This is a genomic window from Staphylococcus simulans, from assembly GCF_002994445.1.
Lineage (GTDB): Bacteria > Bacillota > Bacilli > Staphylococcales > Staphylococcaceae > Staphylococcus > Staphylococcus simulans_B.
This window is the reverse complement of sequence record NZ_MRZJ01000005.1, coordinates 194,781-218,838: the sequence shown is the minus strand read 5'-3', so window position 1 is coordinate 218,838 and position 24,058 is coordinate 194,781. Positions and strand designations below refer to the sequence as shown.

General features: G+C 37.7%; 18 protein-coding genes and 1 other annotated feature. Of the genes, 7 read left to right on the top strand and 11 right to left on the bottom strand.

The window, feature by feature from the left end; translation table 11 throughout:
* The 8 genes from C7N65_RS08730 to C7N65_RS08695 all read right to left on the bottom strand — a co-directional run.
* On the bottom strand, nt 1-3,198 hold a 3,198-nt coding region (locus C7N65_RS08730), incomplete at its 3' end, for an Ig-like domain-containing protein (protein WP_199790670.1).
* Nucleotides 3,199-3,326: 128 nt separating this feature from the next.
* Nucleotides 3,327-3,908: a YSIRK-type signal peptide-containing protein gene (locus C7N65_RS08725; protein ID WP_105994088.1), complete on the bottom strand. Its 582-nt coding sequence runs from the start codon at nt 3,906-3,908 to the stop codon at nt 3,327-3,329.
* A 306-nt stretch (nt 3,909-4,214) separates the two neighbouring features.
* Complete coding sequence (locus C7N65_RS08720) at nt 4,215-4,718, bottom strand: hypothetical protein (protein ID WP_105994087.1); 504 nt, start codon at nt 4,716-4,718, stop codon at nt 4,215-4,217.
* A gap of 419 nt (nt 4,719-5,137) precedes the next feature.
* The gene (locus C7N65_RS08715; RefSeq protein ID WP_105994086.1) at nt 5,138-5,473 is read right to left on the bottom strand and encodes an SdpI family protein; all 336 of its coding nucleotides are present in this window, start codon (nt 5,471-5,473) and stop codon (nt 5,138-5,140) included.
* 277 nt (nt 5,474-5,750) lie between these two features.
* Entirely contained in the window at nt 5,751-6,848 is a 1,098-nt protein-coding gene (gene ychF, locus C7N65_RS08710) for a redox-regulated ATPase YchF (protein WP_105994085.1), read from the bottom strand.
* Nucleotides 6,848-7,060 carry a DUF951 domain-containing protein gene (locus tag C7N65_RS08705; protein ID WP_105994084.1) on the bottom strand — a complete coding sequence of 71 codons (213 nt, stop codon included), beginning with the start codon at nt 7,058-7,060 and terminating at the stop codon, nt 6,848-6,850. Before C7N65_RS08705 ends, ychF begins: the two co-directional genes overlap by 1 nt.
* Nucleotides 7,061-7,089: 29 nt before the next feature.
* Nucleotides 7,090-8,022: a mechanosensitive ion channel family protein gene (locus tag C7N65_RS08700; protein ID WP_105994083.1), complete on the bottom strand. Its 933-nt coding sequence runs from the start codon at nt 8,020-8,022 to the stop codon at nt 7,090-7,092.
* 17 nt (nt 8,023-8,039) lie between these two features.
* A complete protein-coding gene (locus tag C7N65_RS08695; RefSeq protein WP_105994082.1) occupies nt 8,040-8,852 on the bottom strand; it encodes a ParB/RepB/Spo0J family partition protein in 813 nt (270 codons plus the stop codon).
* A gap of 338 nt (nt 8,853-9,190) precedes the next feature.
* Nucleotides 9,191-9,545, top strand: a binding site (T-box leader).
* A 118-nt stretch (nt 9,546-9,663) separates the two neighbouring features.
* On the opposite strand from C7N65_RS08695, the gene C7N65_RS08685 reads away from it, so the two are divergent.
* From C7N65_RS08685 to C7N65_RS08670, 4 genes are all read left to right on the top strand, one after another.
* Complete coding sequence (locus tag C7N65_RS08685) at nt 9,664-10,836, top strand: trans-sulfuration enzyme family protein (protein ID WP_105994080.1); 1,173 nt, start codon at nt 9,664-9,666, stop codon at nt 10,834-10,836.
* A complete protein-coding gene (locus C7N65_RS08680; protein WP_105994079.1) occupies nt 10,790-12,631 on the top strand; it encodes a bifunctional homocysteine S-methyltransferase/methylenetetrahydrofolate reductase in 1,842 nt (613 codons plus the stop codon). The genes C7N65_RS08685 and C7N65_RS08680 overlap by 47 nt, the downstream gene beginning before the upstream one ends.
* The gene (metE, locus tag C7N65_RS08675) at nt 12,628-14,871 is read left to right on the top strand and encodes a 5-methyltetrahydropteroyltriglutamate--homocysteine S-methyltransferase (protein ID WP_105994078.1); all 2,244 of its coding nucleotides are present in this window, start codon (nt 12,628-12,630) and stop codon (nt 14,869-14,871) included. Before C7N65_RS08680 ends, metE begins: the two co-directional genes overlap by 4 nt.
* Nucleotides 14,872-15,009: 138 nt before the next feature.
* Nucleotides 15,010-15,759 (top strand): cyclase family protein, encoded by a 750-nt coding sequence (locus C7N65_RS08670; RefSeq protein ID WP_105994077.1) that lies wholly within the window; start codon nt 15,010-15,012, stop codon nt 15,757-15,759.
* A 426-nt stretch (nt 15,760-16,185) separates the two neighbouring features.
* Here C7N65_RS08670 and C7N65_RS08665 read toward each other — a convergent pair whose 3' ends face one another.
* From C7N65_RS08665 to C7N65_RS08655, 3 genes are all read right to left on the bottom strand, one after another.
* Nucleotides 16,186-17,346: an aminotransferase class I/II-fold pyridoxal phosphate-dependent enzyme gene (locus C7N65_RS08665; protein WP_105994076.1), complete on the bottom strand. Its 1,161-nt coding sequence runs from the start codon at nt 17,344-17,346 to the stop codon at nt 16,186-16,188.
* A 183-nt stretch (nt 17,347-17,529) separates the two neighbouring features.
* On the bottom strand, nt 17,530-18,483 hold the full coding sequence (locus C7N65_RS08660) for a hypothetical protein (protein ID WP_105994075.1): 954 nt from the start codon (nt 18,481-18,483) through the stop codon (nt 17,530-17,532).
* 13 nt (nt 18,484-18,496) lie between these two features.
* Nucleotides 18,497-19,393, bottom strand: coding sequence for a hypothetical protein (locus C7N65_RS08655; protein WP_105994074.1), 897 nt, complete (start codon nt 19,391-19,393; stop codon nt 18,497-18,499).
* 219 nt (nt 19,394-19,612) lie between these two features.
* On the opposite strand from C7N65_RS08655, the gene C7N65_RS08650 reads away from it, so the two are divergent.
* The 3 genes from C7N65_RS08650 to C7N65_RS08640 all read left to right on the top strand — a co-directional run bounded on the left by C7N65_RS08650 (nt 19,613) and on the right by C7N65_RS08640 (nt 23,961).
* Nucleotides 19,613-20,218, top strand: a complete 606-nt coding sequence (locus tag C7N65_RS08650; RefSeq protein ID WP_105994073.1) for a TetR/AcrR family transcriptional regulator — start codon at nt 19,613-19,615, stop codon at nt 20,216-20,218.
* Nucleotides 20,219-20,472: 254 nt separating this feature from the next.
* A complete protein-coding gene (locus tag C7N65_RS08645) occupies nt 20,473-21,174 on the top strand; it encodes an ABC transporter ATP-binding protein (protein ID WP_105994072.1) in 702 nt (233 codons plus the stop codon).
* Between the two features lie 12 nt (nt 21,175-21,186).
* Nucleotides 21,187-23,961, top strand: coding sequence for an FtsX-like permease family protein (locus tag C7N65_RS08640; protein ID WP_105994071.1), 2,775 nt, complete (start codon nt 21,187-21,189; stop codon nt 23,959-23,961).
* Nucleotides 23,962-24,058: the final 97 nt, after the last annotated feature.

The following is a 24,058-nucleotide window of genomic DNA, read 5'->3' as shown; positions in this document are numbered from 1 at the left end:
CGCTGTTCCCGAAACTGCTTTTGTGCCTGCCTCTACTTTGTTAATTACAGGTGTCTGTGGCGCCGTTGTATCCACTACTGTTTGGGTTGCCTCTGTTGAATGATTTCCTGCTTTATCTGTTGAAATGGCTTTAATTGGAGCTTGATATGCGAATGGCTCACTGAATTCAGCTGTCCAACTACCTTGTGCATCTGTCACAACTTCTTTAGTTGTTCCATCTGCTAGTGTTAACTTCACAGTACTTGATGGTTCTGCTGTTCCTGTTACAGTATTTGTGCCTGCTTCTACTTTATTGATGACAGGTGTTTGTGGCGCTGTTGTATCTTCAACTACTTGTGTCGCTTCTTGTGATGCATTTCCAGCCTTATCAGTTGATACTGCTTTAATCGGTGCTTGATATACAAATGGCGTACTGAATTCTGCTGTCCAGTTTCCTTGTGCATCTGTCACAACTTCTTTTGTAGTTCCATCTGCCAATGTTAATTTCACTGTACTTGATGGTTCTGCTGTTCCTGTTACAGTATTTGTGCCTGCTTCTACTTTATTGATGACAGGTGTTTGCGGCGCTGTTGTATCTTCAACTACTTGTGTCGCTTCTTGTGATGCATTTCCAGCCTTATCAGTTGATACTGCTTTAATCGGTGCTTGATATACAAATGGCGTACTGAATTCTGCTGTCCAGTTACCTTGTGCATCTGTCACAACTTCTTTTGTAGTTCCATCTGCTAATGTTAACTTCACGGTACTTGATGGTTCTGCTGTTCCTGATACTGTGCTAGTGCCTGCTTCTACTTTATTAATAGTCGGCACTGTTGGGGTTGTTGTATCTAACGCCTTCACAGATACTGTTTCTGATACTGTACCGTGTTTTCCAGTAGCAAACACTTGTGTAACATCGTTATGTTCTACTGATGTTCCTTGTGGCAATTGTGTTGTCCACTGCCCATTTTCAGGTACCTCTACTTCTGCTTTTTGACCATTTTTAAATGTAACAGTTATCGTACTTCCCGCTTCTCCGGTACCGCTGATACTTGTGCTTCCAGCTTCAATCGGATTAACTACAGGTGTATCTACTCTATATGCTTCAACAAGCGGATTTAATATATTCATCAATTCTGCTTTAATATTCGGATCTGCATATTCTACGCCCTGGAATACTTTGAATAATTGACTGCGGTAATCTCTTTCTGGGTGTGCTTGAATAGCAGCAGCAACTTGTGCCACATCAGATTGGATTGCTTCGTCATAGCGGCGGTTGGCATCAGTTTGTGTTTCACCCTCGACAATGAAACCTTTATCTGTAAGTGTGTATGTCACTGTTTCTTGATCAGCAAGCGGCACTGTAACATTTTCTTTCGTTTCATTTCTAACTAAGACACGACGTGCAGCTGGTTCACGGTGATGCACAATTACTTTATCTCCATAGTCTAAATCAAATGTTTGTGTTTCAGATGATAGTCTTTGATTACCAATATAGGATTTATCTAATACGTTTGTACCGTCTGCTTTTTGAATAGTCATGTGTGCATACTCATCTGTAAAGTAAACATGCGGTTGTCCTGCATTTTGTTTGAATTCAATTTGTTTTGTGTCAGGGTTGTAGTTCGCTGACGCAAATTCAAAATTAGATAAACCTCTTAACGAAATAGTTTGCGTTACACTGTCTTGCACATCATCATTTTTAGGATAGTTTAAAACTGCTTGGTTTTCTCCGCTTTCTTTTACTACAATATATTCACTTTCAGGTAAAGCATATGTTGTAGATAATGGCGCTACGATTTTATATACACCAGCACGTACTTGAGGGAAGACTGCCTTGCCGTCTACAACTTCTGCACTCGCAACCTCTTGAGTACCTTCCATCAAGCTTACTTTGACATTGTCTGGTAAGGTTTGACCGTTAAGGTTCAGACTTACTTCTGCATCTGCACGCACACTAGTATCAGCTAAATCTGAAGATTTTACGAGTTCGTATGGTGTAGATAATCCTAGTTTTTGAGTTAAACGCTGTTGCTCTTCTGGATTGTTTATTAACAGTGATAAAGGATAAGTGTACGTGTTATTGTACGTATCTAATTGGTCTTTTTGTGTTTGCGGCAGATTGATTTTATATAAGTCAAAATATGCTGTACCGTTAATACCGTTATCAGCTAACCAATAAGTGTTGATCCATCTTGGTACATCTTGCGCAAAAGGTTTGCTCGCATTTGCCATATCCGCTTCTTCTTGTCGAATCCCTTTCCACAAATCAGTAAAGCCTTCAATTCCTGTTAAACGTACCATTTTCGTCATGAAATCAAGTCGTCCTCTAAAGCCTCCGTTCGCATAGCTTAAATCACCAGTGACTAATCTATCATTAAAGCCTTTTTGAACACCTTCTTGGTTACCTTCATACAGCCAACCATCATTAACACCCATAACTTCTGTTTGGTATTGGTTTGCTAGGATATTATTTTCTACTTCAATTAAATCCATTTTAGGATCATAAGTCATTGCGCCATCATAACCGTGACCCACTTCGTGAAGACCTAACCAGCCTTTTTCAAGGTAGCCAGACATTGAAGTGTTGTTAGAGCCCATGTTATTTGTAGAATAATAAGCTAATCCTGGGCCATGCGCATCCGCAATCGTAAAGTACTTTTGTCCTACGTTGTAATGTACAGAATTAATATCATCATTTAATCCGACCCATTTGTCATAGTGATTAATCACATCTTCGTAATAGCCGATCATGTCATCTAAGTCCGTAAAGCCCCATCTTCCAGGATTTTGACCCAGATTTGCGATTCTTTCACGGTCTTCTCTAGGAACTAAGAATGCAATTTTATCTCCATCTACATATCCGTAACTTGTATCACGCGCAGCCCAATCACTATCGAACGCTGCTTTGTCGCCGTTTTTGCGATAAGTAGGCAACGTCACACCTGCATTGTCTTGAACATAATATTCAACTACAGGTTGTTGATTCAATCCAGTAGGAATACGTACAAATGCGGCACTATCAATACCTGTAGAGATATTAGTCCAGCTGCCGTCACGCGAAACAGTTTTATTTCGAACTTGTAATCTATCATTCGTCATTAAATCTACACGCAAATCAGCTTCATTGCTGCCTTGTGCTTGGCGGATATAAAATTCTTTTCCAGCTGGTACAATCAATCCTAAGCTTTCTCGCGCTTGATAAATACCGCGCTGCATTTTAGCTGTTTTCGCAACATCTGATTTTGGATATACTGGAATCGATTTCGAATAAACTTGTTCCGTTACACCTTCTACATTGTCTACAGGATGTGCATTAGCAGCTGGTGCCGGTGCACTTGTATTTGTTATAGGTGGGCAGGATTTGAAGCAGTCATAGCACGTGTTGCTGTTTCAGGAGCTGGTGCTGTTTCTGTTTGAGGTGCTGTATTGTTAGTTTCCTCAGTTTTTGGTGCTGCATCTGTATTTGTTGAAACTTCTGGCGCTGTCGTTGTTTCATTTGCTGTTGGTGCCGCTGTTTCTGTCTTAACAGTATCAGTTGAAGCTTGAGGCTGAGGTGCTGAAACAGGTTCAGGTTTCGTATCGACTTGGCTTGTTTGATTATCAGTTGAAGGTTGTTGAATCGTTGAATCTGCTGTTTTCGTGGAATCGCTTACAGATTCTGTTGGTGCAGTGGATGCAGTACTTGCTTGTGTATTAAGTGGTTGTTCAGCACTTGCAGTGCTGTTGGGAGCTTGCGGCTGGTTGGTATCATTAACTGTGGATGTGTCAGAGGCAGGTGCTTCTGCAGCTTGTGCTTGCTGATCTAAAGAGACATAAACTAACGTCCCGAATAAAACAGAAGCAATCCCTGCGCTGAATTTTCTAATGTGGTACTTATTTCTTAATTTTTTGTCAAAAAACAAATCATTTCGGTGCTTTTTAGGCATCTAACATTTCACTTCTTTCCTTTGTAATTCTATAACACAATTCTATCATTATCTTTTTGGAAATTGTGAAAAACTTATTAATTTACACAACTTTCATAAAAAACTTTTATGACTTGTTCGACATTTTTGAAGACACAATCTATCGTTATTTCAGTGCATTACTCAATAATTTAAATAGCCTATCCGTGGATCAACGCCTTTACACACAGTTAATCCTGCATTCATAATGAGTTCTTAAACCTAAAAAAGAACGATGTAACCTTGTCGCAATACTGTTACATCGTTCTATTAAATTCCATTATTTAATTATAAAAACCAACTGATAAGATTAATAATAAGTTTTCCAACAACCAGTATGATGGTTGTTTTCCTTTTATTTTCACCTAAAAAGTAGAATGCAGCCGCAAAAACTCCTATATCTATTAACGGGGTAATATACTTAATAACATCTAACGGTAGTCCTATCAAATCGCTGAAAATCAGTGCAAAAACATTCGCAATGGTAAATCCAAGCAGCAACGACATATATAAACTTTTATTTTGATATGTATTACCGAGTTTAAAAACAAAAGCTAACAGTTTTAACAAAAAATACGTGACAAAGAAAGTAACTAGGCTAGATATAACTATTAAAATAACAATCAATAAGTTGATTTGTACATCTGACATATCCACACTGTCTTGAATACTGCCTAATTTTTGTGTAATGATGTGATCATTTGCAGAAATGACATAAAACACTAATATCGCTGATATGACATAAGGAAGCAATGCAAGCAAATCTAGTAGTTGTGATTTAATTCTATTCATTCAAATCCTCCGGTTCTATTTAAATCTCAATGGTTGAATCATTTAATCTAGACCTTTCAAAAAATTGTTATGTACCTCTTGCTTTTATAAGCAAACACCACTCACCACTTTTATAATATCACTCTTGAAATTAATGTTTTATATATTCCTTAAATAGTAACTATTAATTCTCATATGTCAGAAATGTGTATATACAAAAACACTTAGGTATCCCTAAGTGTTAGAGTTTAACTCGCTTTAAAGAATATTTATCAGCTATTAAATTTGAAATTTGTCAAAACATGCAGATATAGCCAAAGTATCATTCTCAGCATCTGAGAATTCTAACCGTATAGCAAACCTGTCTATTTTAAGACCCCCTTCTGCCGAGGGTGGTCTTAAATTACATACAAAAGTTTACCGCTTCATACCTTCTTTATTCAATCCAACTTGTTGTTAACATTGATATACAATACCACTAACAATCCTAATAATATAAAAGACTGAAGCAGCACTGAGATCATCATAACCTTATCATTATTTAAAAATAAGAAGGCAATATCAGCTAACAACCAAAAGAATGAGACCAACGCAGCGTACTTAAACATATTTATAGACTGCAAACTGAATTCTTTTTGAGCCAGCATCCAATTTTCTTTATTTTTCTTAGACTTTTTTGTTCGAAATCCCCAAAAAGGATTTATATCATCCGGCGGTATTTGTTGAAATAGCTTTCCTAATATTAAAAGAAAAATACTGCTTGGAAACAACACCATAATTAAAACGTCCTCTCTATATGTCAGTTCATTAGATGTTACACATTATATCTACTTCATATATACCATATTCCTTTAATCAAAGTACTTATTTCAAAGAAAATAAATTAAAATAATATTTTCTATCAATATCCATTCATTAGTACTGTATGAATTGTATACGTATAAAAATACTATCGCTTTACAGTGATAAAAGTGTGCACAAAAAAACACGCCCTCAACTCAGCATAATAATATGCCTTGTTAAATGCGTGTTTTTAGTTAGTTGTTTACTTAATTAAACGTTGAATCTGAAGTGTACAACGTCACCATCTTGCATGATGTAGTCTTTACCTTCTAAGCGCATTTTACCTGCTTCTTTAGCACCTTGTTCACCTTTGTTATCTACAAAGTCTTGGTAGCTAGTAACTTCGGCACGGATGAACCCGCGTTCAAAGTCAGTATGGATGATACCCGCACATTGTGGTGCAGTCATGCCTGTTTTGAATGTCCAAGCACGTACTTCTTGCACACCTGCAGTAAAGTATGTCGCAAGTCCTAATAAGTCGTATGTGCTGCGGATTAAACGATCTAAACCTGGTTCTTCAATACCTAAGTCTTCTAAGAACATTTCTTTATCTTCATCGTCTAATGTCGCGATTTCTTCTTCGATTTTCGCACTGATTACGATAACTTCTGAGCCTTCGTTATCAGCATATTCTTTAATTGTTTTAACTTTTTCGTTATCCGCTTCATTCACTTCATCTTCGCCAACATTCGCAATATAAATCATTGGTTTTGAAGTTAAGAGCTGTGCTTGTTTAACGTATTTTGCATCTTCTTCATTGAATTCTAAACTTCGGATCGGATCTCCTGCTTCTAATGCTTCTTTAATACGTTCTAAAATACGTACTTCGTTAACTGCGTCTTTGTCTTTTTGACGTGCCATTTTTTCAAGTCTCGGCAAACGTTTGTCGACTGATTCTAAATCCGCAAGTACTAATTCCATATTGATAACTTCGATATCATCTAATGGATCTACACGTCCAGATACGTGTGTCACGTTATCATCATCGAATGCACGCACGACTTGGCAGATTGCATCTACTTCACGAATGTGAGATAAGAATTTATTTCCTAATCCTTCACCTTTAGAGGCACCTTTAACAATCCCTGCGATGTCTGTGAATTCGAAAGTTGTAGGAATTACTTTTTTCGGATTAACGATGTCTGATAGTGCATCTAAACGTGAATCCGGTACTTCTACAATCCCAACGTTAGGATCAATCGTAGCGAATGGGTAGTTCGCCGCAAGTGCACCCGCTTTTGTTATTGCATTAAATAGTGTAGACTTCCCGACGTTTGGTAAGCCTACGATACCAGCTGTTAAAGCCATTAGTCATTCTCCTTCTTTTTCGTATCATTTGATACAAGTATTTTCTTTAATTTCTTATTAAACTCTGTACGAGGCATCATAATACTTCGATTGCAATGTTCGCATTTAATTCTAATATCTGCACCCATACGAATAATTTTAAATCGATTAGCGCCGCAAGCATGCGCCTTTTTCATCTCTACAATATCATTCAGACCATACTGAGCCACCATTTACAATCCTCCATCATTATGAATTCTTATCATTGAGGTTTCTGTCCATCAAACTGCATCATAATCGGAACAGGTGATTTAATTCCCTCTTGATTCAAGAAATTAGCAACCTCTTTACGCAAGATACGTGATCCTGGTACTGCATTATTCGGCGTTGTTTCAGCCGCAATTTTCAAGATGTATGCATTGCCTGTTAAATCCTCAATACCGAGAATTTCAGGTTTTGAGACGAAGACATAGTAGCTTGAATGTAATGTATCCAAGAACTCCTTAAGTTTGCTTTCTACCTTATCGACATCTTCATCCATTGCAATCGGCACTTCTATTAATGCCTTGCCGTTACTGATTGAGAAGTTGGTAATCTCTGACATCACGCTGTTTGGTAAAACTACTAATTCACCTGTATAAGCATGAATGCGTGTTGAACGCAGACCAATGGACTGAACTGTCCCTTCAGTAATAGGAGTCCCGTTCAAGTTAATTTTAACATAATCACCCACATCAAATTGGTTCTCGAAAATAATAAAGAAGCCAGTAATGATATCTTTTACAATTGTCTGTGCACCAAAGCCGATAGCTAAACCGACTACACCAGCTCCGGCTAAGAGACCTGTGACACTGATACCGAATTTTCCTAGTATCGTTGTCAGCACAATAAACCATACAACATAACGTACTACGTTTTTTAATAAGGCTGTCAGTGTGACAGAACGTTTTCTGCCATGCGGATTGCGGTTTTGCAGTTTAAAGAACTGATCAATTGATTTATTAACAAGGTTGATGATGATAATCGCAACTACAACGTAGATTACAATCATAATCAGCTTGTTCAAGATGTCAGCATAGGTGTCTGGTTTTGTCAGGGGTTCAATAAGTGAATTGAACACACCTCGTAATGTATTCCAAAAGGTATTCAAATGGTCGTCCTCCTGTCCTTTAACAACAAATATATATTTTACCATGAATACAACATAATTTCTTATGATTCACTATTTAATTGTTGTATTAAACGCATGAATTCCTCCTCTGACTTAAACTCAAAGGTAATTTGTCCTTTATTCTTTTTCGTAGTAATCGCGACTTTTGTGCCATAGTGTTCTTGAAGCAGTCGTTCTTGTCTTTGAATCATGCGCGGTTTCTTTTGACTGGCTGCTTGTGTTGTCTGCTTTGTATCAGATGTCATTTCAGACAAATATTGTTCTAGATAACGGACACTCCAAGATGATTTCATTGCTTGTTCAGCAACTTGTTTCATCAATGCCTCGTCTTTTAAAATCAATAAAGTTCTGCCGTGTGCACCTGATAACCGACCGTCTTCTACCCATTTTGCGATAGAATCAGGCAAGTTCAGCAATCGCAGCATATTGGCAATATAGGGGCGTGATTTGCCTAGACGCTGTGCGACGTCTTTTTGTGTCAAATGCAGATCATCCATCAGTTTACGGTAGCTTTTCGCTTCTTCTATTGCATTCAAATCTTCACGCTGCAAGTTCTCTATAATCGCCAGTTCCATCATCTCAGCATCTGTCATTGTTTTAACGATGGCTGGAATTTCAGTCTTCCCAGCTTTTTTAGAGGCTCTGAAACGCCGCTCTCCTACAACAATATGATAGCCTTGTACGGTTTTGCGCAAGATGATGGGCTGCAAAACACCGTGTTCACGAATTGAAGCCGCAAGATCATCTAGTTTCAAATCATCAAAATGTTTTCTAGGCTGATACGGATTCGGCCGTATTTTATCTAAAGCTACATTTTCAACCTTGTGTTCTTGCTCATTACTCGAGTCATGCACGTTTCAGTCACCTCGCTTTGTTTTAAATTGAACATTATTAGTCCAAATCCTTATTTTTGTTCCTCTCTTATTGTATGAAAAATAGCGCACGCAATAAAGCAATTTTTCTTGCGAATTCCAAAAACTAGCCCAAAGTATGAGGGTTAAAAATAAAAATTTTCAAAAAATTTTAAATTCCTTTATCCCTTGATACTCTAGGGGTTAACTCGGTTTTTATTTTCAGTATAAACCTACTATTCTGAAAATTCTGTTGACAAACGATTCAGAACCAATATACAATGTGGTCATCAACAAAAAACAAAACATTTTTCACCAAGAATGACAATTGAATATCGTTTCTAAACACGATAATAAGGAAAGTAGAACTTACACTGCTGGCACAGAGAGCTTCCGTCCGCTGAAAGGAGGCACAGAAAGAAAGTTTGAAAATGGCCTTGGAGTGGTGGTGTCGATATGAGGCATCAACGGGGGCGCCCGTTACAGCGCTACAGTATTAACATTTTTGCATAATGGCGTACTGGAATGACGCATAACGTTATTTAAAAAAATCTTGCAGCGACTGCTGACATATAGATAACGTACCACGGACTTCAGTATCGGCCATGAACAGATTTAGCGTACTGGAAGAGGTTGCTTTAGCAATAAAGCAGCGAATTAAGGTGGTACCGCGAAGCTCAAGCTTTCGTCCTTTACATCCGAATCTTTTTTCGGGTTTAAAGGACGGAAGCTTTTTTTCGTGGTCAGCTTCCCTCCTTAGTTCCAGACCTTCCGCAGCCAAAAGCAATCTCAATAACTAAAGGAGTGTATTTCAATGTCACTATCACCAGAAACAAATTTAATTAAGTACCATCAATTCCCGAATATTGCAGCAGCCAACCCGCCACTTTACGACTCATCGACTTTCCCGACAGCATTGATTGGTTCAGAGGTCCCTTACGATTACGCAAGATCAGGTCATCCGAACAGAGCATTGTTAGAAGAAAAGCTTGCAGCCTTAGAAGATGCCGAGTACGGAATCGCATACAACTCAGGAATCGGCGCAATTTCAGCAGTTTTCTTCTTACTGAAAGCCGGAGACCACTTAATTATTCCTAACGATGTATACGGCGGAACATATCGCCTATGCGAACATGTATTGCCAGGATTTAATATCGAGGTCACAGCTGTTGATACAACTAATCCATTAGAAGTGGAGCAAGCGATTCAAGACAATACGAAATTGATTCACCTTGAAACACCTTCTAACCCATTGTTTAAAGTGACAGATATCCAAGCGATTACAGAAATAGCGAAAGCACATGACGTACTCGTTTCAGTGGATAACACTTTCTTAACACCGTTATCGCAAAAGCCGCTGCATTTAGGTGCAGACATCGTCATCCACAGTGCAACGAAATTCTTAAGCGGCCACAGTGATTTAATCGCCGGTGCAGTAGTTACAAATAATGCGGAAGTTGCGGAATCATTGAGATTCTTGCAAAACACTTTAGGAAGCGGATTATCAGCTCAAGATAGTTGGACATTAACGAAACATCTTAAAACGCTTTATGTCCGCTGGAATCAATCAGTGAAAAACACTGAAAAAATCGTTGAATTCTTAAGAACACGCCCTGAAATTACTGACGTGTATTACCCAGGAAATGATGACATTAACCAACGCCAAGCTGAAAACGGCGGTGCAGTACTCGGCTTTAGATTAAGCGACCCTGATAAAGTGCCGACATTCGCTAAAGCCTTGAAAATTCCACAAATCGCAGTCAGCTTAGGCGGCATTCAAACCATCGTATCTCATCCAGCCACAATGTCGCATGCTTCTGTTCCAGAAGATGTGCGCAACGAACGCGGAATAACGTTCGATCTATTGAGACTGAGTGTGGGCTTAGAAGACCCAGACGAGTTGATAGCAGATTTTGAAGCAGCATTGGAGGAAGCATACTATGAGCCGATTTCTACAAACTTTGAGCAACAACGTATTAGTAGCTGACGGTGCAATAGGAACGATTCTCTACTCAGAAGGGATCGATACTTGTCCTGAAGCATATAACCTGACACACCCTAAGAAAATAGAACAAATTCATCGATCTTACATTGAAGCTGGTGCAGATGTGATTCAAACCAATACTTATGGTGCTAACTTCGAAAAACTTCAAGTTTTCGGATTGGAACACCAAGTGAAAGATATCATTCGTGCCGGCGTAAGAATAGCAAAGCAAGCAGCCAATGAAGACACTTTTATATTAGGAACTGTTGGAGGTTTTAAAGGTGTGAAACAAAATGAATTGTCGCTTTCGACAATCCTTTATCACACTGATATTCAAATTGAAACATTGATAGACGAGGGTGTCGACGCACTCCTCTTTGAAACTTACTATGATTTAAACGAACTCTTGCAAGTGATCAGAGCGACGAAGAAAAAGTATAACATTCCTGTTATCGCACAATTAACCGCTTCTAGCACCAACTACTTGCAAGACGGAACTGAAATTAACGAAGCATTAAAACAAGTGGAAGCTGAAGGTGCAGATGTCATCGGCTTAAACTGCCACCATGGCCCGCACCACATGCAGCAATCTTTCACACATATCGAGATTCCGCAGCACGCGATTCTCTCATGTTATCCGAATGCCAGCCTTCTTGATTTTGAAGACTCAGCCATTCATTACAGCGATAACGCCGCATACTTTGGAAAAATTGCGGAAACCTTAGTGAAAGAAGGCGTCCACTTAATCGGCGGGTGCTGCGGTACCACACCTGAACATATCCGCTTCATCAAACAAGCGGTGGAAGGTTTGAAGCCGGCTTTAGAAAAGAAAGTCATCCCGATCAGAAGAAAAAGCAATTATCCTTCTATCCCGGTGCAAAAAGACAATCTGACAACTAAAGTCAAAGCAGGCCCGACAGTTATTGTAGAACTTGATACACCGAAACACTTAGACACAACCAAATTCTTTGCCAATGTCAAAAAGTTAGACAAAGCGAAAATCGATGCGATTACTTTAGCAGACAACTCGCTAGCAACCGTACGTGTCAGCAACATCGCAGCTGCCAGTATCATTAAGCAGAATTACAATATTGAACCGCTCGTGCACATTACCTGCAGAGACAGAAATTTAATCGGTTTACAATCTCACTTGCTCGGCCTATCACTGCTCGGCATCAATGAGATACTCGCGATTACAGGTGACCCATCTAAAGTGGGGCATCTGCCAGGTGCATCGAATGTTTATGATGTAAATTCTAAAGGCTTAGCTGAACTTGCTGTACGTTTCAACGACGGCCTTAACATTGACGGCGGCGCATTGAAAACAAAAACCAACTTCAATATTGCCGGTGCATTCAATCCGAATGTCCGCAAGATGGAAGCAGCAATCAAACGGTTAGATAAGAAAGTCGACAGCGGTATGAATTACTTTATTACACAGCCTGTTTACACGGTCGAGCGTATTAAAGAAATCGCTGAAAAGACTGCACATCTCGATACACCGTTCTTTATCGGTATCATGCCGATCACAAGTTATCGAAACGCACAATTCTTACACAATGAAGTACCTGGCATTTCATTGCCAGATGAAGTATTAGAACAGTTTGAAGCGGTCAAAGACGATAAACAAAAAACCAAAGAATTAAGCTTGCGCATCTGCCGCAAACTTATTGATGAAGTGATACAACACTTTAACGGTCTTTATCTGATTACACCATTCGAACAAGTAGATTATTCACTCGAACTCTCAACTTATTTTAAAACTCAAACTGAAAAAAACCAGGAGGCAATAATATGACAATTAAAACAGCTAATATCGGATTCCCACGTTTAGGACGCAAAAGAGAATGGAAAAAAGCAATCGAAAGTTACTGGGCAGGTAAAACAAACTATGATGAATTAACAACAACTTTAAACGACTTGCACAAAGAAAACTTATTATTACAAAAACACTATAACATCGACAGTGTACCAGTTGGAGATTTCTCATTATATGACCACGTTTTAGACGTATCATTATTATTCAACATCATTCCAGAACGTTTCCAAGGCCAAGAAGTTAATGATGATTTATTATTCGATATCGCACGCGGTACTAAAGAAAACGTAGCAAGTGCTTTAATCAAATGGTTCAACACTAACTACCACTACATCGTACCTGAATGGGACAACGTAGAACCTAAATTAAACCGCAATGTCTTATTAGAACGTTTCGAATTTGCAAAACAATTAAATGTGAATGCACACCCAGTGATCTTAGGTCCTGTGACATTCGTTCAATTATCACGCGGCGGAGAACAATCATTTGAAGAAAAAATCGAAGCATTGCTTCCATTATACAAAGAAGTATTGCAATCACTTGTAGATGCAGGTGCTGAGTACATCCAAATCGATGAACCTGTATTAGTTACAGATAACGCAAAAGAATTACAAGACGTTACACGTCATGTCTATGACTACTTCGAAAAAGCTGGATTAGCTGACAAATTAGTCATACAAACTTACTTCGAACATGTTGATTTAGACTTCGTTAACACTTTACCTGTTAAAGGTTTCGGTTTAGACTTTGTTCATGACCGCGGCGAAAACTTAAAACAAATCAAAGAAGGCAAATTATCTAAAGATAAAGCTTTATATGCAGGTATTATCGACGGCCGCAACGTATGGGCTGCAGATATCGAAGCGAAAAAAGAATTAATCGAAACATTAGAAAACTATACAGATGAGTTAGTCATCCAACCTTCTTCTTCATTATTACACGTACCTGTTTCATTAGATGATGAAGAATTAGATGAATCTATCGAAGAAGGCTTAAGCTTTGCGACTGAAAAATTAGACGAATTAGACGCTTTAAAACGTGTTATCAACGATAACGACAGTGAAAAATACGATCAATTAAAAGCAGCTTACGAACGCTTCCAAAACCAAGCATTCAAAAACCTTGAATATGACTTTGACAGCGTACGTACACATCGTGAATCAGCATTCCCTGAACGTAAAAAAGTTCAAGATGCACGCTTAAAATTACCAGAATTACCAACAACAACAATCGGATCATTCCCGCAAACTAAAGAAGTTCGTAAAAAACGTGCAGACTGGAAAAACCACCGCATCAGCGATGAAGAATATAACCAATTCTTACGCGATGAAATCGCACGCTGGATTAAAATCCAAGAAGATATCGGCTTAGACGTATTCGTTCATGGTGAATTCGAACGTAACGACATGGTTGAGTTCTTCGGCGAAAGATTACAAGGCTTCTTAGTTACTAAATACGGTTGGGTTCAATCATATGGTTCTCGTGCGGTTAAACCACCAGTTATCTATGGAGACGTTAAATGGACTAAACCAATCACAGTGGAAGAAACAGCTTATGCTCAAAGCTTAACTGACCACCCTGTAAAAGGTATGTTGACTGGTCCAGTTACAATCTTAAACTGGTCATTCGAACGTGTAGACATTCCGCGTCATGAAGTTCAAGATCAAATCGCTTTAGCAATCAACGAAGAAGTATTGGCACTTGAAGATGCTGGTATTAAAATTATCCAAGTAGACGAACCAGCATTACGTGAAGGTTTACCATTACGCTCTGAGTTCCATGAAGAGTACTTAAGCCAAGCATTGCATTCATTCCGCTTAGCTACATCTTCAGTGGCGGATGCGACACAAATTCATACGCATATGTGCTATTCTCAATTCGGCGAAATCATCCATACAATCCACGACTTGGATGCAGATGTTATCTCAATCGAAACATCACGCAGCCATGGTGCTTTAATCAAAGACTTCGAGGATGTAACGTATGATTTAGGTATCGGATTAGGTGTATATGATATTCACAGTCCGCGTATCCCGACTGAAGAAGAAATCACAGTTGCGATTAACCGTGGTTTACAAGAAATCGACCGTTCATTATTCTGGGTTAACCCAGACTGCGGCTTGAAAACACGTAATGAAGATCAAGTAAAAGAAGCATTAACAGTTTTAGTTTCAGCAGTTAAAAAATTAAGAAATAAAGAAGGACAAGAAACAGCGTAATACAAGTTTCAACTTTATAGGCAAAGGCTTGCTAGTGGGAGAGCAGTCTCAAGTACCACTAGTCAGCCATCCTATAAAATAACCGCCATACATTTCAAAAAGCACCAAAAACAAATCAGTCAGTAAGAGGTGTTCAAGATGAGTTATCCTTTATGGGATCAGCTGAAAAGTTTGAAAGAAAATGAATGGGTGGATTTAACACATACATTCGATTCAGACAGTCCACATTTCAGCGCATTAGAAGCAGCATACATTGATACGATCAGTACAGTTAAAGAAAATGGTTATTTTGTACAAAGATGGAGTGTTGCCACACAATATGGTACACACATTGATGCCCCCATCCACTTTGTAGAAAACAGAAGATATTTGCATGAATTAGATTTAAAAGAATTAGTATTGCCATTAATTGTTCTCGACTATTCTAAAGAAGTTGCGGAAAATCCCGATTTCCGTTTAACTAAGCAGCATTTATTAGAATGGGAGCAAGCAAACGGCCGTATTGAACCAGATACATTCGTCGCATTCCGCAGTGATTGGTCACACCGTTGGCCGAATGTGGAACAATTTGAGAATAAAGATGCAGAAGGCAATCCCCACGCACCCGGATGGTCACTTGATGCATTGCAATTCTTATTAGAAGAACGCGGCGTACGTTCAGTAGGCCATGAAACATTCGATACAGACGCTTCAGTCGATGTCGCAAAACACGGCGATTTAATCGGCGAACGTTATGTATTGGGACAAGATACGTTCCAAATTGAGTTATTAACCAATTTAGACCGACTCCCACAAAGAGGCGCAGTCATTTATACCATCAGTCCAAAACCGGCAGATGCACCAGGATTCCCGGTCCGTGCATTTGCGATTACACCAAACAAGCAGTAATGGACCGCGATCATCCATTACGTGCTGCCATTATTAAATTTTAAAAACGACTCCTTAAAAGTTATGAGTAAATACAATAAAAAGTTGGCTACGTTGCCCTGGGTCCTCAGGAATTGGGGCAATGAATCGCCACTGTTCTTAAACCCGATAAGAACATTTCTTTTCATAATCCATACTATTTCTAACCCGATATGAAATAGTAAAATTAAAAACCGCCTATTTCCCGATATTAGGCAAATTATACTCCTTTTTTACTACTAAAAAACAAGAGGTACTGAATATAAAGCCGCATTTCCCACCACCCCGTGAGTGCACAGTCTTTATATTCAGTACCTTATTTTGATGCAAAAAATCACCGCTCGCAGATAATAGCCTGCAAGCGGTGATTGAATGATTGGTATTATTTAATTGAAAGCAAATACTTATTTAAGCTTTATACATATCACTTAAAGATTTTAACCGCTTCGCAGCTTCATCCAACTGTGCATCATCTAATGCAAGAGAGACACGTACGTAATTACGGCCATTTTCCCCAAACGGAATACCTGGAGCAACTAAAATAGATTGATCTTGAAGCAAGAATTCCACAAATTGTTCTCCATCATAACCTTCTGGTGTCGCTAGCCATAAGAAGATACCGCCAGTCATCGGTTCATAAGGAATATTGCCTTCATCTAAGATTTCAGTGAAACGGTCGCGACGTGCTCTAAAGACTTCACTTTGTTTATCTAAGAAATAATCATAGTTATTAAGCGCAAACGTTGCCGCATCTTGTAAAGCACCAAACATACCTGCATGATGATGTGTATGATATTTCTTAAGTGCCGCAATCACGTCTTTATTACCGACCGCAAAGCCTACACGATAGCCTGACATGTTATAGCCTTTAGACAACGAATACACTTCAATTGCGACGTCTTTACCGCCTTCTGTCTGCAAGATACTCGGATTTTTATGATCAAAGCCGAATGCCGCATAGGCAAAGTCATGTACAATCTTCGTTTGCGTACCTCTGAACTTTTGAACCACATCTTCAAACACATCTTGTGTCACTGTAGAGCCTGTAGGGTTATTAGGGTAAGTTAAATACACTAACTTAGTCTGACCTAAGACATCCTCTGGTACTTTATCAAAATCAGGTTGATAGTATGGCGGTTCAAGTTCTAAGGCATAAGGTTTCGCATCCGCAAATAAGACCCCTGCTAAGTAGTCAGTATAACCAGGATCTGGCAGTAAGACATAATCTTCAGGATTCACAATACAGTTAGGCAGACCGACTAACCCGTTTTTAGTACCATATAAGATACAAACTTCATCATCTTTGTCTAATTCAACACCGTATTGGCGATGATAGAAATCCACAATCGCTTGTTTGAATGTGTCTTTCCCTTGGAATGCGACATACTTTTGGTTTTCTGGTACACGCAGTGCTTTCGCAAATTCATCCACGATACCTTCAGGTGTTTCCCCGTCAGGAATGCCTACAGCCATGTTGATGAGGGGAAGCGGTCCATGTTCTATTTTTCTCCCCATTGTTTTTCCAAAGTAACTGTCCGGAATTTTTGATAATCTTCTTGAAATGACCAAATTACGTCCCTCCTTAAATAATGAAAAAGCTATACGTTACCCCTAAAGGAACATATAGCATAACTATGTATTTCTCACAGTATTGGTAATTGTTTATCACCTCTATTATTGTAAAAATTCTGACATTTGTCAAATCTCTAATAAAAGACTTCTCATGCTTATACACAAGAAGTCTGATAGGTTTTATTCTCTTTCTCCGTCAGCGTCATACTTTTCTACTGAACCATCTGAATTTACGATATAAGATCCTGCTAAATCACCGGATTTATCTAATATAGAGAAGCCCCAGCTGCCATCTCCGCGTTTTTCAGGCTCTTTAAACGTATACGTGCTTGTATCTAAAGTATGGCCTTCATACTCTTCAACTTTATCAATCACATTCGCACGTGTGACTGGTTCATCTGATGAACTTGAATCAGATGATGTACTTTCTGAAGTGTTATCAGTAACAGACGGCGAAAGCACTGGACCAGAGCCACTTGATGAATCCTCAATTTGAATCATATGCGATACTTCCGTTAACTTCGGATTGTTTTTGTGTTTTTCATACAAACTTTTTAGGTTGTATACTTTACCGTAATCAAATAATTCTTGATAATTCAGACTTGTACCTTTCTCTGCCACAATCGCGACTTTTGAACCATCCAGTACAAACTTAACATGGAAAGGCCCTTTTCCTGTTTCAGTCTCGTAAATATCTGTACCCGAAGGCTGTCCTTGTACTTGACCCTCTGCTACTCGGCGCAGATTCAAAGTTTGAATATTAATCTGATTAGATTCTGATACGCCTTTTTGTGTATAAGACTGATTTAATAATTCATCCGCTGAAACTGTGGTTTCAGACGTTCCTGGTTCAAATAAAGCTAAAGCGATTTTATCCTCATTCGTTAAACTGTCATAGCTTTTAAAATCATCTGATTTTGAATGAGACGTTTCTTCGCTTTGTTCATGGTGCTGCTGTGTTGTTTGATTATTATCAGCATCCGATTGATTCGACTCAGAGTGCTCAGATGATGATTGATTTGAATCTTGTTGTGTCGATTCAGTGGATTTTGATGCTTTTTCTTCCTCTTGTCCGCAACCTGCAAGTAACAATGTCAGCACAGCCGAAGCCGCAAAAATTGATTTTAATTTCATATTAATGTTCTCCTTATTCTCGCTCTCCGTCAGCGTCATACTTTTCTACTGAACCATCTGAATTCACGATATAAGATCCTGCTAAATCACCGGATTTATCCAAAATAGAGAAGCCCCAGCGGCCGTCTCCCATTTGTTCAGGTTCTTTATACGTATACGTGCTTGTATCTAAAGTATGTCCTTCATATTCCTCAACTTTATCAATCACATTGTCACGTGTGACTGTTTCTCCTGAATCTGAATTTGAATCTTCTGATGAAGGTTGCGGATTATTTGCGGTTCTTGGTGCTTCACTTATTTTGATCAGGTTTGCGACTTTTTCAAACTCATGATTATGTCCATATTTTTGATAGAGATCTTTAAGATTATAAGTTACCGCATAAGGTTCATTCACTAATTTTTGATAGGAACTTTCCGACTGTGCACCTGAAATAATGACTTGATCAGTACTTACCGCAAAAATCGTTACGCCATTTGAATTAGAAGGGCTTGCTACATAAACAGTTGTATCATTAGGTACATCAGAAACTTGTGATGAATCCGCTTTATGCAATTGATAGCTATCAATCGGGCGCTGTTCATCTGAGCCTGGTCCTAAAAATCGATAAGAATGATTTAATAATTCATTGGCTGTAATTGCGATTGGTTTATCTGTAGGTTCACAGAGTGCTAATGCAACTTTTTCATTATTTGATAATTGAGAGACATCTTTTTCTTGTTGATGGTTGTGACTGCCTTTGTTTGAATTTTGTTCTGATTGCGTTTGATTGTTATCTTGTTTTGTTTGTTCGTTACTTGTTTGTGTTTGTTTCGTATTGTCTTGTTTTGCTTGATTATTACTTTGATTGCCGCAGCCTGCTAGTAATAACGTCGTTGCTGTGAGTGTTGTTACGAAGATTCTTAGTTTCATCTGTCATTCCCTCCGATATTATGTGTAGAATTAACCCTATTATATGAAGTGAGAAGGACATATGTTGTCTGTTACATAATTAATCCATATTAATATACGAGATAATCTTAACTTTGTTGATTCTTCTTTAAAAAGATTTATTAGTAACATTCATTGCAATTATATTTGATGTATCGTATATTTTAATAGATACATTGTCTATTAAAAGGATGTGAAATAATGGATAAACGTCAAATACGGACGAATCAATATTTAAAACAAGGTCTCACACAATTACTGAACCAAACTGCATACGCTAAAATTACCATTCAACAATTAGCAGATGCCTCAAATATCAATCGCAGTACCTTTTATTTACATTATAAAAGCAAAGATGATTTTTTAAACTCTGTGATAGAAGAAACCATTGGCGAAATGATTGATTATGTCAAACAACCTCCTCAAAGCGAGCGTGCCATCTTCAATACAGATTTTAAAGTATCCTTTACACGCATCTTAGAATATATTGAACAGAACTTTGAATTTGTTAAAGTGTTGATCACAAATATGAATAATACGTACTTCAGATCACTCCTGGTCGAGAAGGTGCGAGAGGAGATATATTATCCGTTATTAGAAAAAAATAACGTGACCATCGATTTTAAAAAGGACATTATTTTAAATCATACAATTTATGGACATATAGGTGTCATTGAAAGTTGGTTTAATAGTCCAATGCATTATAGCTCCCATTATATTGCAGATGTGCTCTTTGATATTGCGAGCCATCCCTCTAGCGAACTCTTAGGCATTGAATCTGAACTAGAAGATAAAAATACAATTTAATCACAACGCAGACCAAAAACTGTGACCTCTTAGCAAGGTTCATAGTTTTTTTATTTGATATTTATCTCGCCTTTCATCTATTATCTCAAAACTAATCTACACTTGTTTTAGTTTCGTTTATTAACGTTGTTTCCGCCAAAAAATGAGTGAGAAATTCTCATTATGATGTGCTATCTTATTTAATAGACAGAGAGTCTATTAGATAAGAACGACTCAAATTAACTAAATTAAACTGAATTAAAAGGAGCGTTACGATGGCATATATTGAATTAGAACATTACTCAAAAATATTTGGAAGCGGCGACCAAGAAGTACGCGCAAATGACGATATTTCATTCACATTAGAAAAAGGACAATTAATGGTAATAGTAGGTGCATCAGGTGCTGGTAAATCCACATTACTTAATACATTAGGCGGCATGGATACCGCAACAGAAGGTAAAGTCATTATTAATGGCACAGACATTGCGAAATTCACAGAAAAACAATTAACCACTTATCGACGTAATGCGATTGGTTTTGTCTTCCAGTTCTATAACTTAATACCTAACTTAACAACATTAGAAAATGTAGAACTTGCTTCAGAACTTTCTAAAAAAGCATTAGATGCTAAAGACACACTTAAACGTGTCGGTTTAGAAAAGCGACAAAATAACTTCCCTTCTCAACTATCTGGTGGAGAACAACAACGTGCTTCTATTGCACGTGCAGTAGCTAAAAACCCTGATTTATTACTATGTGATGAACCAACAGGCGCATTAGACTATAAAACTGGTAAAACTATTTTACAAGTATTACAAGATTTGAGTCATAAAGACGGTAAAACCGTGATTATTGTGACACATAATGCAGCTTTAAAAGACATGGCGGATCATGTAATTGAAATTTTCGACGGTAAAATCAAAGAAGATTATATTAACGAACATCCTCAACCGATTTCAGAGATAGAGTACTAGGAGGTAAGTTGGATGAAAATGTTAAGAAAAACCATTTTACAAGAATTTAAATCTTCTTTTCCTCGTTTTATTTCAATCGCCATTTTACTTGCATTAGGTGCGTTTGTATTAATTGGTTTGAAAGTAACTGGCAGTGATATGCGTCTTTCTGGTAATGACTACTTTAAAGAACACAAAATGGCCGATGCACAAATCACATCTCCGGTTGGTTTTAATAAAGAGGATAAAGATTACATTGATCACATGAAGCACGTAGATAAAACGGAATATAGTGTTTATAAAGACGCAGTCGTATCAAATTCTAAGAAAACCATCCGTTTAAATGAAAAAACATCCAAACTTTCTATCTATAAAACGATAGAGGGGCATTTGCCTAAAAACTCAGATGAAATTGCGCTTAGTAATGAAGATAAAGGCAAGTATAAATTAGGCCAATACATTCACTTAGAAGATAGTAAAGGTGATCAAGAAGTAGCTGGTTTAAAACATCACAAATATAAAGTTGTGGGCTTTGTGACTTCTAGTGATTACATGCAAAAACGTGACTTAGGTGTGACAAATGTTGGTAAAGGACAAATTGATACCTTTGCGGTATTAGATAAAAGTGGATTCAGTGATACGACACCAAATGTCGCTAAAATTGCTTATGACAATTTAAAAGGCGCAAGTTATTCTCATCAATTTGAACAACAATTACAAAAAGATGTCGATCAAAATGAACCTGGCTTAACGAAGTGGGCAGAAAAACGTCAAACAGAAATTAAAGATGATAAAAAAGCGCAAATCAAAGACGGCAGAGAAAAATTAAAACAACAAGAAGCAAAAATTGATGAAAAGAAAGCAACGCTTAGTCAATCTAAGCAACAATTAGATGACAACGAAGCTCAATTAAAACAAGCGAAACAACAACTCGACCAAATGCCAGCAGGTCCACAAAAAAATCAAATGGTACAACAACAACAAGCTCAAGAAAAAGCATTGAATGCTAAAAAAGAAGAATGGCAAAAGAATTCTAATGATTTAAAAGATGCACAAGAAAAAGCTGCATCTAAAAAAGAAACATTAGACACACAAAGTCAAAAAATCAATGAGATGGGTGATTTAGAATATCAAATACAATCACGTAGTGACTATAACCAAGGTTATAACCAATACGGAGAATCTGCTAAACGTATCGATATTCTTTCAAATACATTCCCAATCATTTTCTTCGCAGTTGCTATTTTAGTGACATTTACAACAATGTCTCGTATGGCTGAAGAAAAACGTACATCTATGGGTGTCTTACGTGCACTTGGTTATACGAAATTCGACTCAATGAAACTGTTTTTAATCTATGGTACAAGTGCCGCATTATTAGGCACAATCATTGGTAGTATCTTTGGTACTGGTTTCTTACCAAGAAGAATCTATCAAGCATATGCCGCAAACTTATCCGTACCACCTATTCAGACACCGCCTTCATGGTTATGGATAATCATTAGTCTGATATTCGCATTACTATGTACGGTTGCACCATCTATGTATATCGCATGGCAATCGCTAAAAGAAAATCCTAAATATCTTTTAATACCAAAACCACCAAAAGCAGGTTCTAAAGTATTATTAGAACGCATTCCATTTATTTGGAAACGTTTATCATTCAATCATAAAGTAACCATTCGTAACTTACTGAGATATAAAAGCAGAATGTTCATGACAATCATTGGTATTTTAGGATGTACCGCTTTATTGATTACTGGATTTGGGATGAAAGATTCACTTAACGGTATTATTGATAACCAATATAAGAAAATCATTCACTATGATGTAATTGGTGTGTATAACCCAAATGCCAGTCAAAAAGAAAAAGAGGATTATCAACAAGCAGTTGATCATCTTAAAGGCGTTAAAAAACAAGGAACTGTTTATTTCGAAACAGTCACAACAAAACCAAAAGGACTTGTGGATAACCAACAAGTGACAATGATGGTACCTAAAGACAGTCAATCATTCAATGACTTTGTGACGTTACGCAATCCAGACAATGGTAAAGCAATGCATCTTAAAAAAGATGGTGTGGCTATCACACAAAAACTCGCGAAATTAGGTCATTATAAAGTCGGAGATCATATTGATATTAAAGATAAAGCGGGTAAGAAACACAAAGTAAGAATTGGCCAAATCATTCAAATGTATGCTGGACATGACATCATTATGGATAGCAGTTATTACAACAAAACATTTGATAAAAAAGTAACTTACAACGCAAAAATCATTAACTTGAAAGATCGTTCTAATCAAAACATTAATAAAGTATCGAGAGACTTAAATAGTCAAGATGCTGCGATGACAGCTGTTCAATCTAACCAATCTAAAACATCAATCAATACCATCTTAGATGGACTAGATAAAATCGTATTAATCATTGTCGTTGCTTCATCAGCATTGTCGTTTGTCGTACTCTTTACACTAACCAACATCAATGTTTCAGAACGTACACGTGAACTCGCAACATTACGAGTCCTTGGTTTCTATAAACGAGAAACAATCATGTATATATATCGCGAAACGATTATCTTAACGATTGTCGGCATCTTATTCGGATTTATTGGAGGCTATGGTTTACATCACTATATTATGAGTACATTACCACCAAATAATGCGATGGCTGACTTAACATTACTATGGTCAAACTTTGCGATTTCAACTGGTTTGACACTCATCTTCTCATTCATTGTAATGTTGATTATGATGCGTAAAATCAGCAGTATAGATATGTTAGGTGCTCTGAATTCAGTAGATTAACAATCAAGACTGACAGGTGTCTAAAAATGATATCTATGATCCTTTAAAAAAATAATTTCATATGTAACTAAATAAAAAGCAGGAGACACTTCCTTAT

Excerpts from the sequence above, each read along its gene's own strand:
- C7N65_RS08725 (WP_105994088.1), bottom strand. The coding sequence starts at position 3,908 with ATGCCTAAAAAGCACCGAAATGATTTGTTTTTTGACAAAAAATTAAGA.
- C7N65_RS08720 (WP_105994087.1), bottom strand. The coding sequence starts at position 4,718 with ATGAATAGAATTAAATCACAACTACTAGATTTGCTTGCATTGCTTCCT.
- C7N65_RS08715 (WP_105994086.1), bottom strand. The coding sequence starts at position 5,473 with ATGGTGTTGTTTCCAAGCAGTATTTTTCTTTTAATATTAGGAAAGCTA.
- ychF (WP_105994085.1), bottom strand. The coding sequence starts at position 6,848 with ATGGCTTTAACAGCTGGTATCGTAGGCTTACCAAACGTCGGGAAGTCT.
- C7N65_RS08705 (WP_105994084.1), bottom strand. The coding sequence starts at position 7,060 with ATGGTGGCTCAGTATGGTCTGAATGATATTGTAGAGATGAAAAAGGCG.
- C7N65_RS08700 (WP_105994083.1), bottom strand. The coding sequence starts at position 8,022 with ATGGTAAAATATATATTTGTTGTTAAAGGACAGGAGGACGACCATTTG.
- C7N65_RS08685 (WP_105994080.1), top strand. The coding sequence starts at position 9,664 with ATGTCACTATCACCAGAAACAAATTTAATTAAGTACCATCAATTCCCG.
- C7N65_RS08680 (WP_105994079.1), top strand. The coding sequence starts at position 10,790 with ATGAGCCGATTTCTACAAACTTTGAGCAACAACGTATTAGTAGCTGAC.
- metE (WP_105994078.1), top strand. The coding sequence starts at position 12,628 with ATGACAATTAAAACAGCTAATATCGGATTCCCACGTTTAGGACGCAAA.
- C7N65_RS08670 (WP_105994077.1), top strand. The coding sequence starts at position 15,010 with ATGAGTTATCCTTTATGGGATCAGCTGAAAAGTTTGAAAGAAAATGAA.
- C7N65_RS08660 (WP_105994075.1), bottom strand. The coding sequence starts at position 18,483 with ATGAAATTAAAATCAATTTTTGCGGCTTCGGCTGTGCTGACATTGTTA.
- C7N65_RS08655 (WP_105994074.1), bottom strand. The coding sequence starts at position 19,393 with ATGAAACTAAGAATCTTCGTAACAACACTCACAGCAACGACGTTATTA.
- C7N65_RS08650 (WP_105994073.1), top strand. The coding sequence starts at position 19,613 with ATGGATAAACGTCAAATACGGACGAATCAATATTTAAAACAAGGTCTC.
- C7N65_RS08645 (WP_105994072.1), top strand. The coding sequence starts at position 20,473 with ATGGCATATATTGAATTAGAACATTACTCAAAAATATTTGGAAGCGGC.
- C7N65_RS08640 (WP_105994071.1), top strand. The coding sequence starts at position 21,187 with ATGAAAATGTTAAGAAAAACCATTTTACAAGAATTTAAATCTTCTTTT.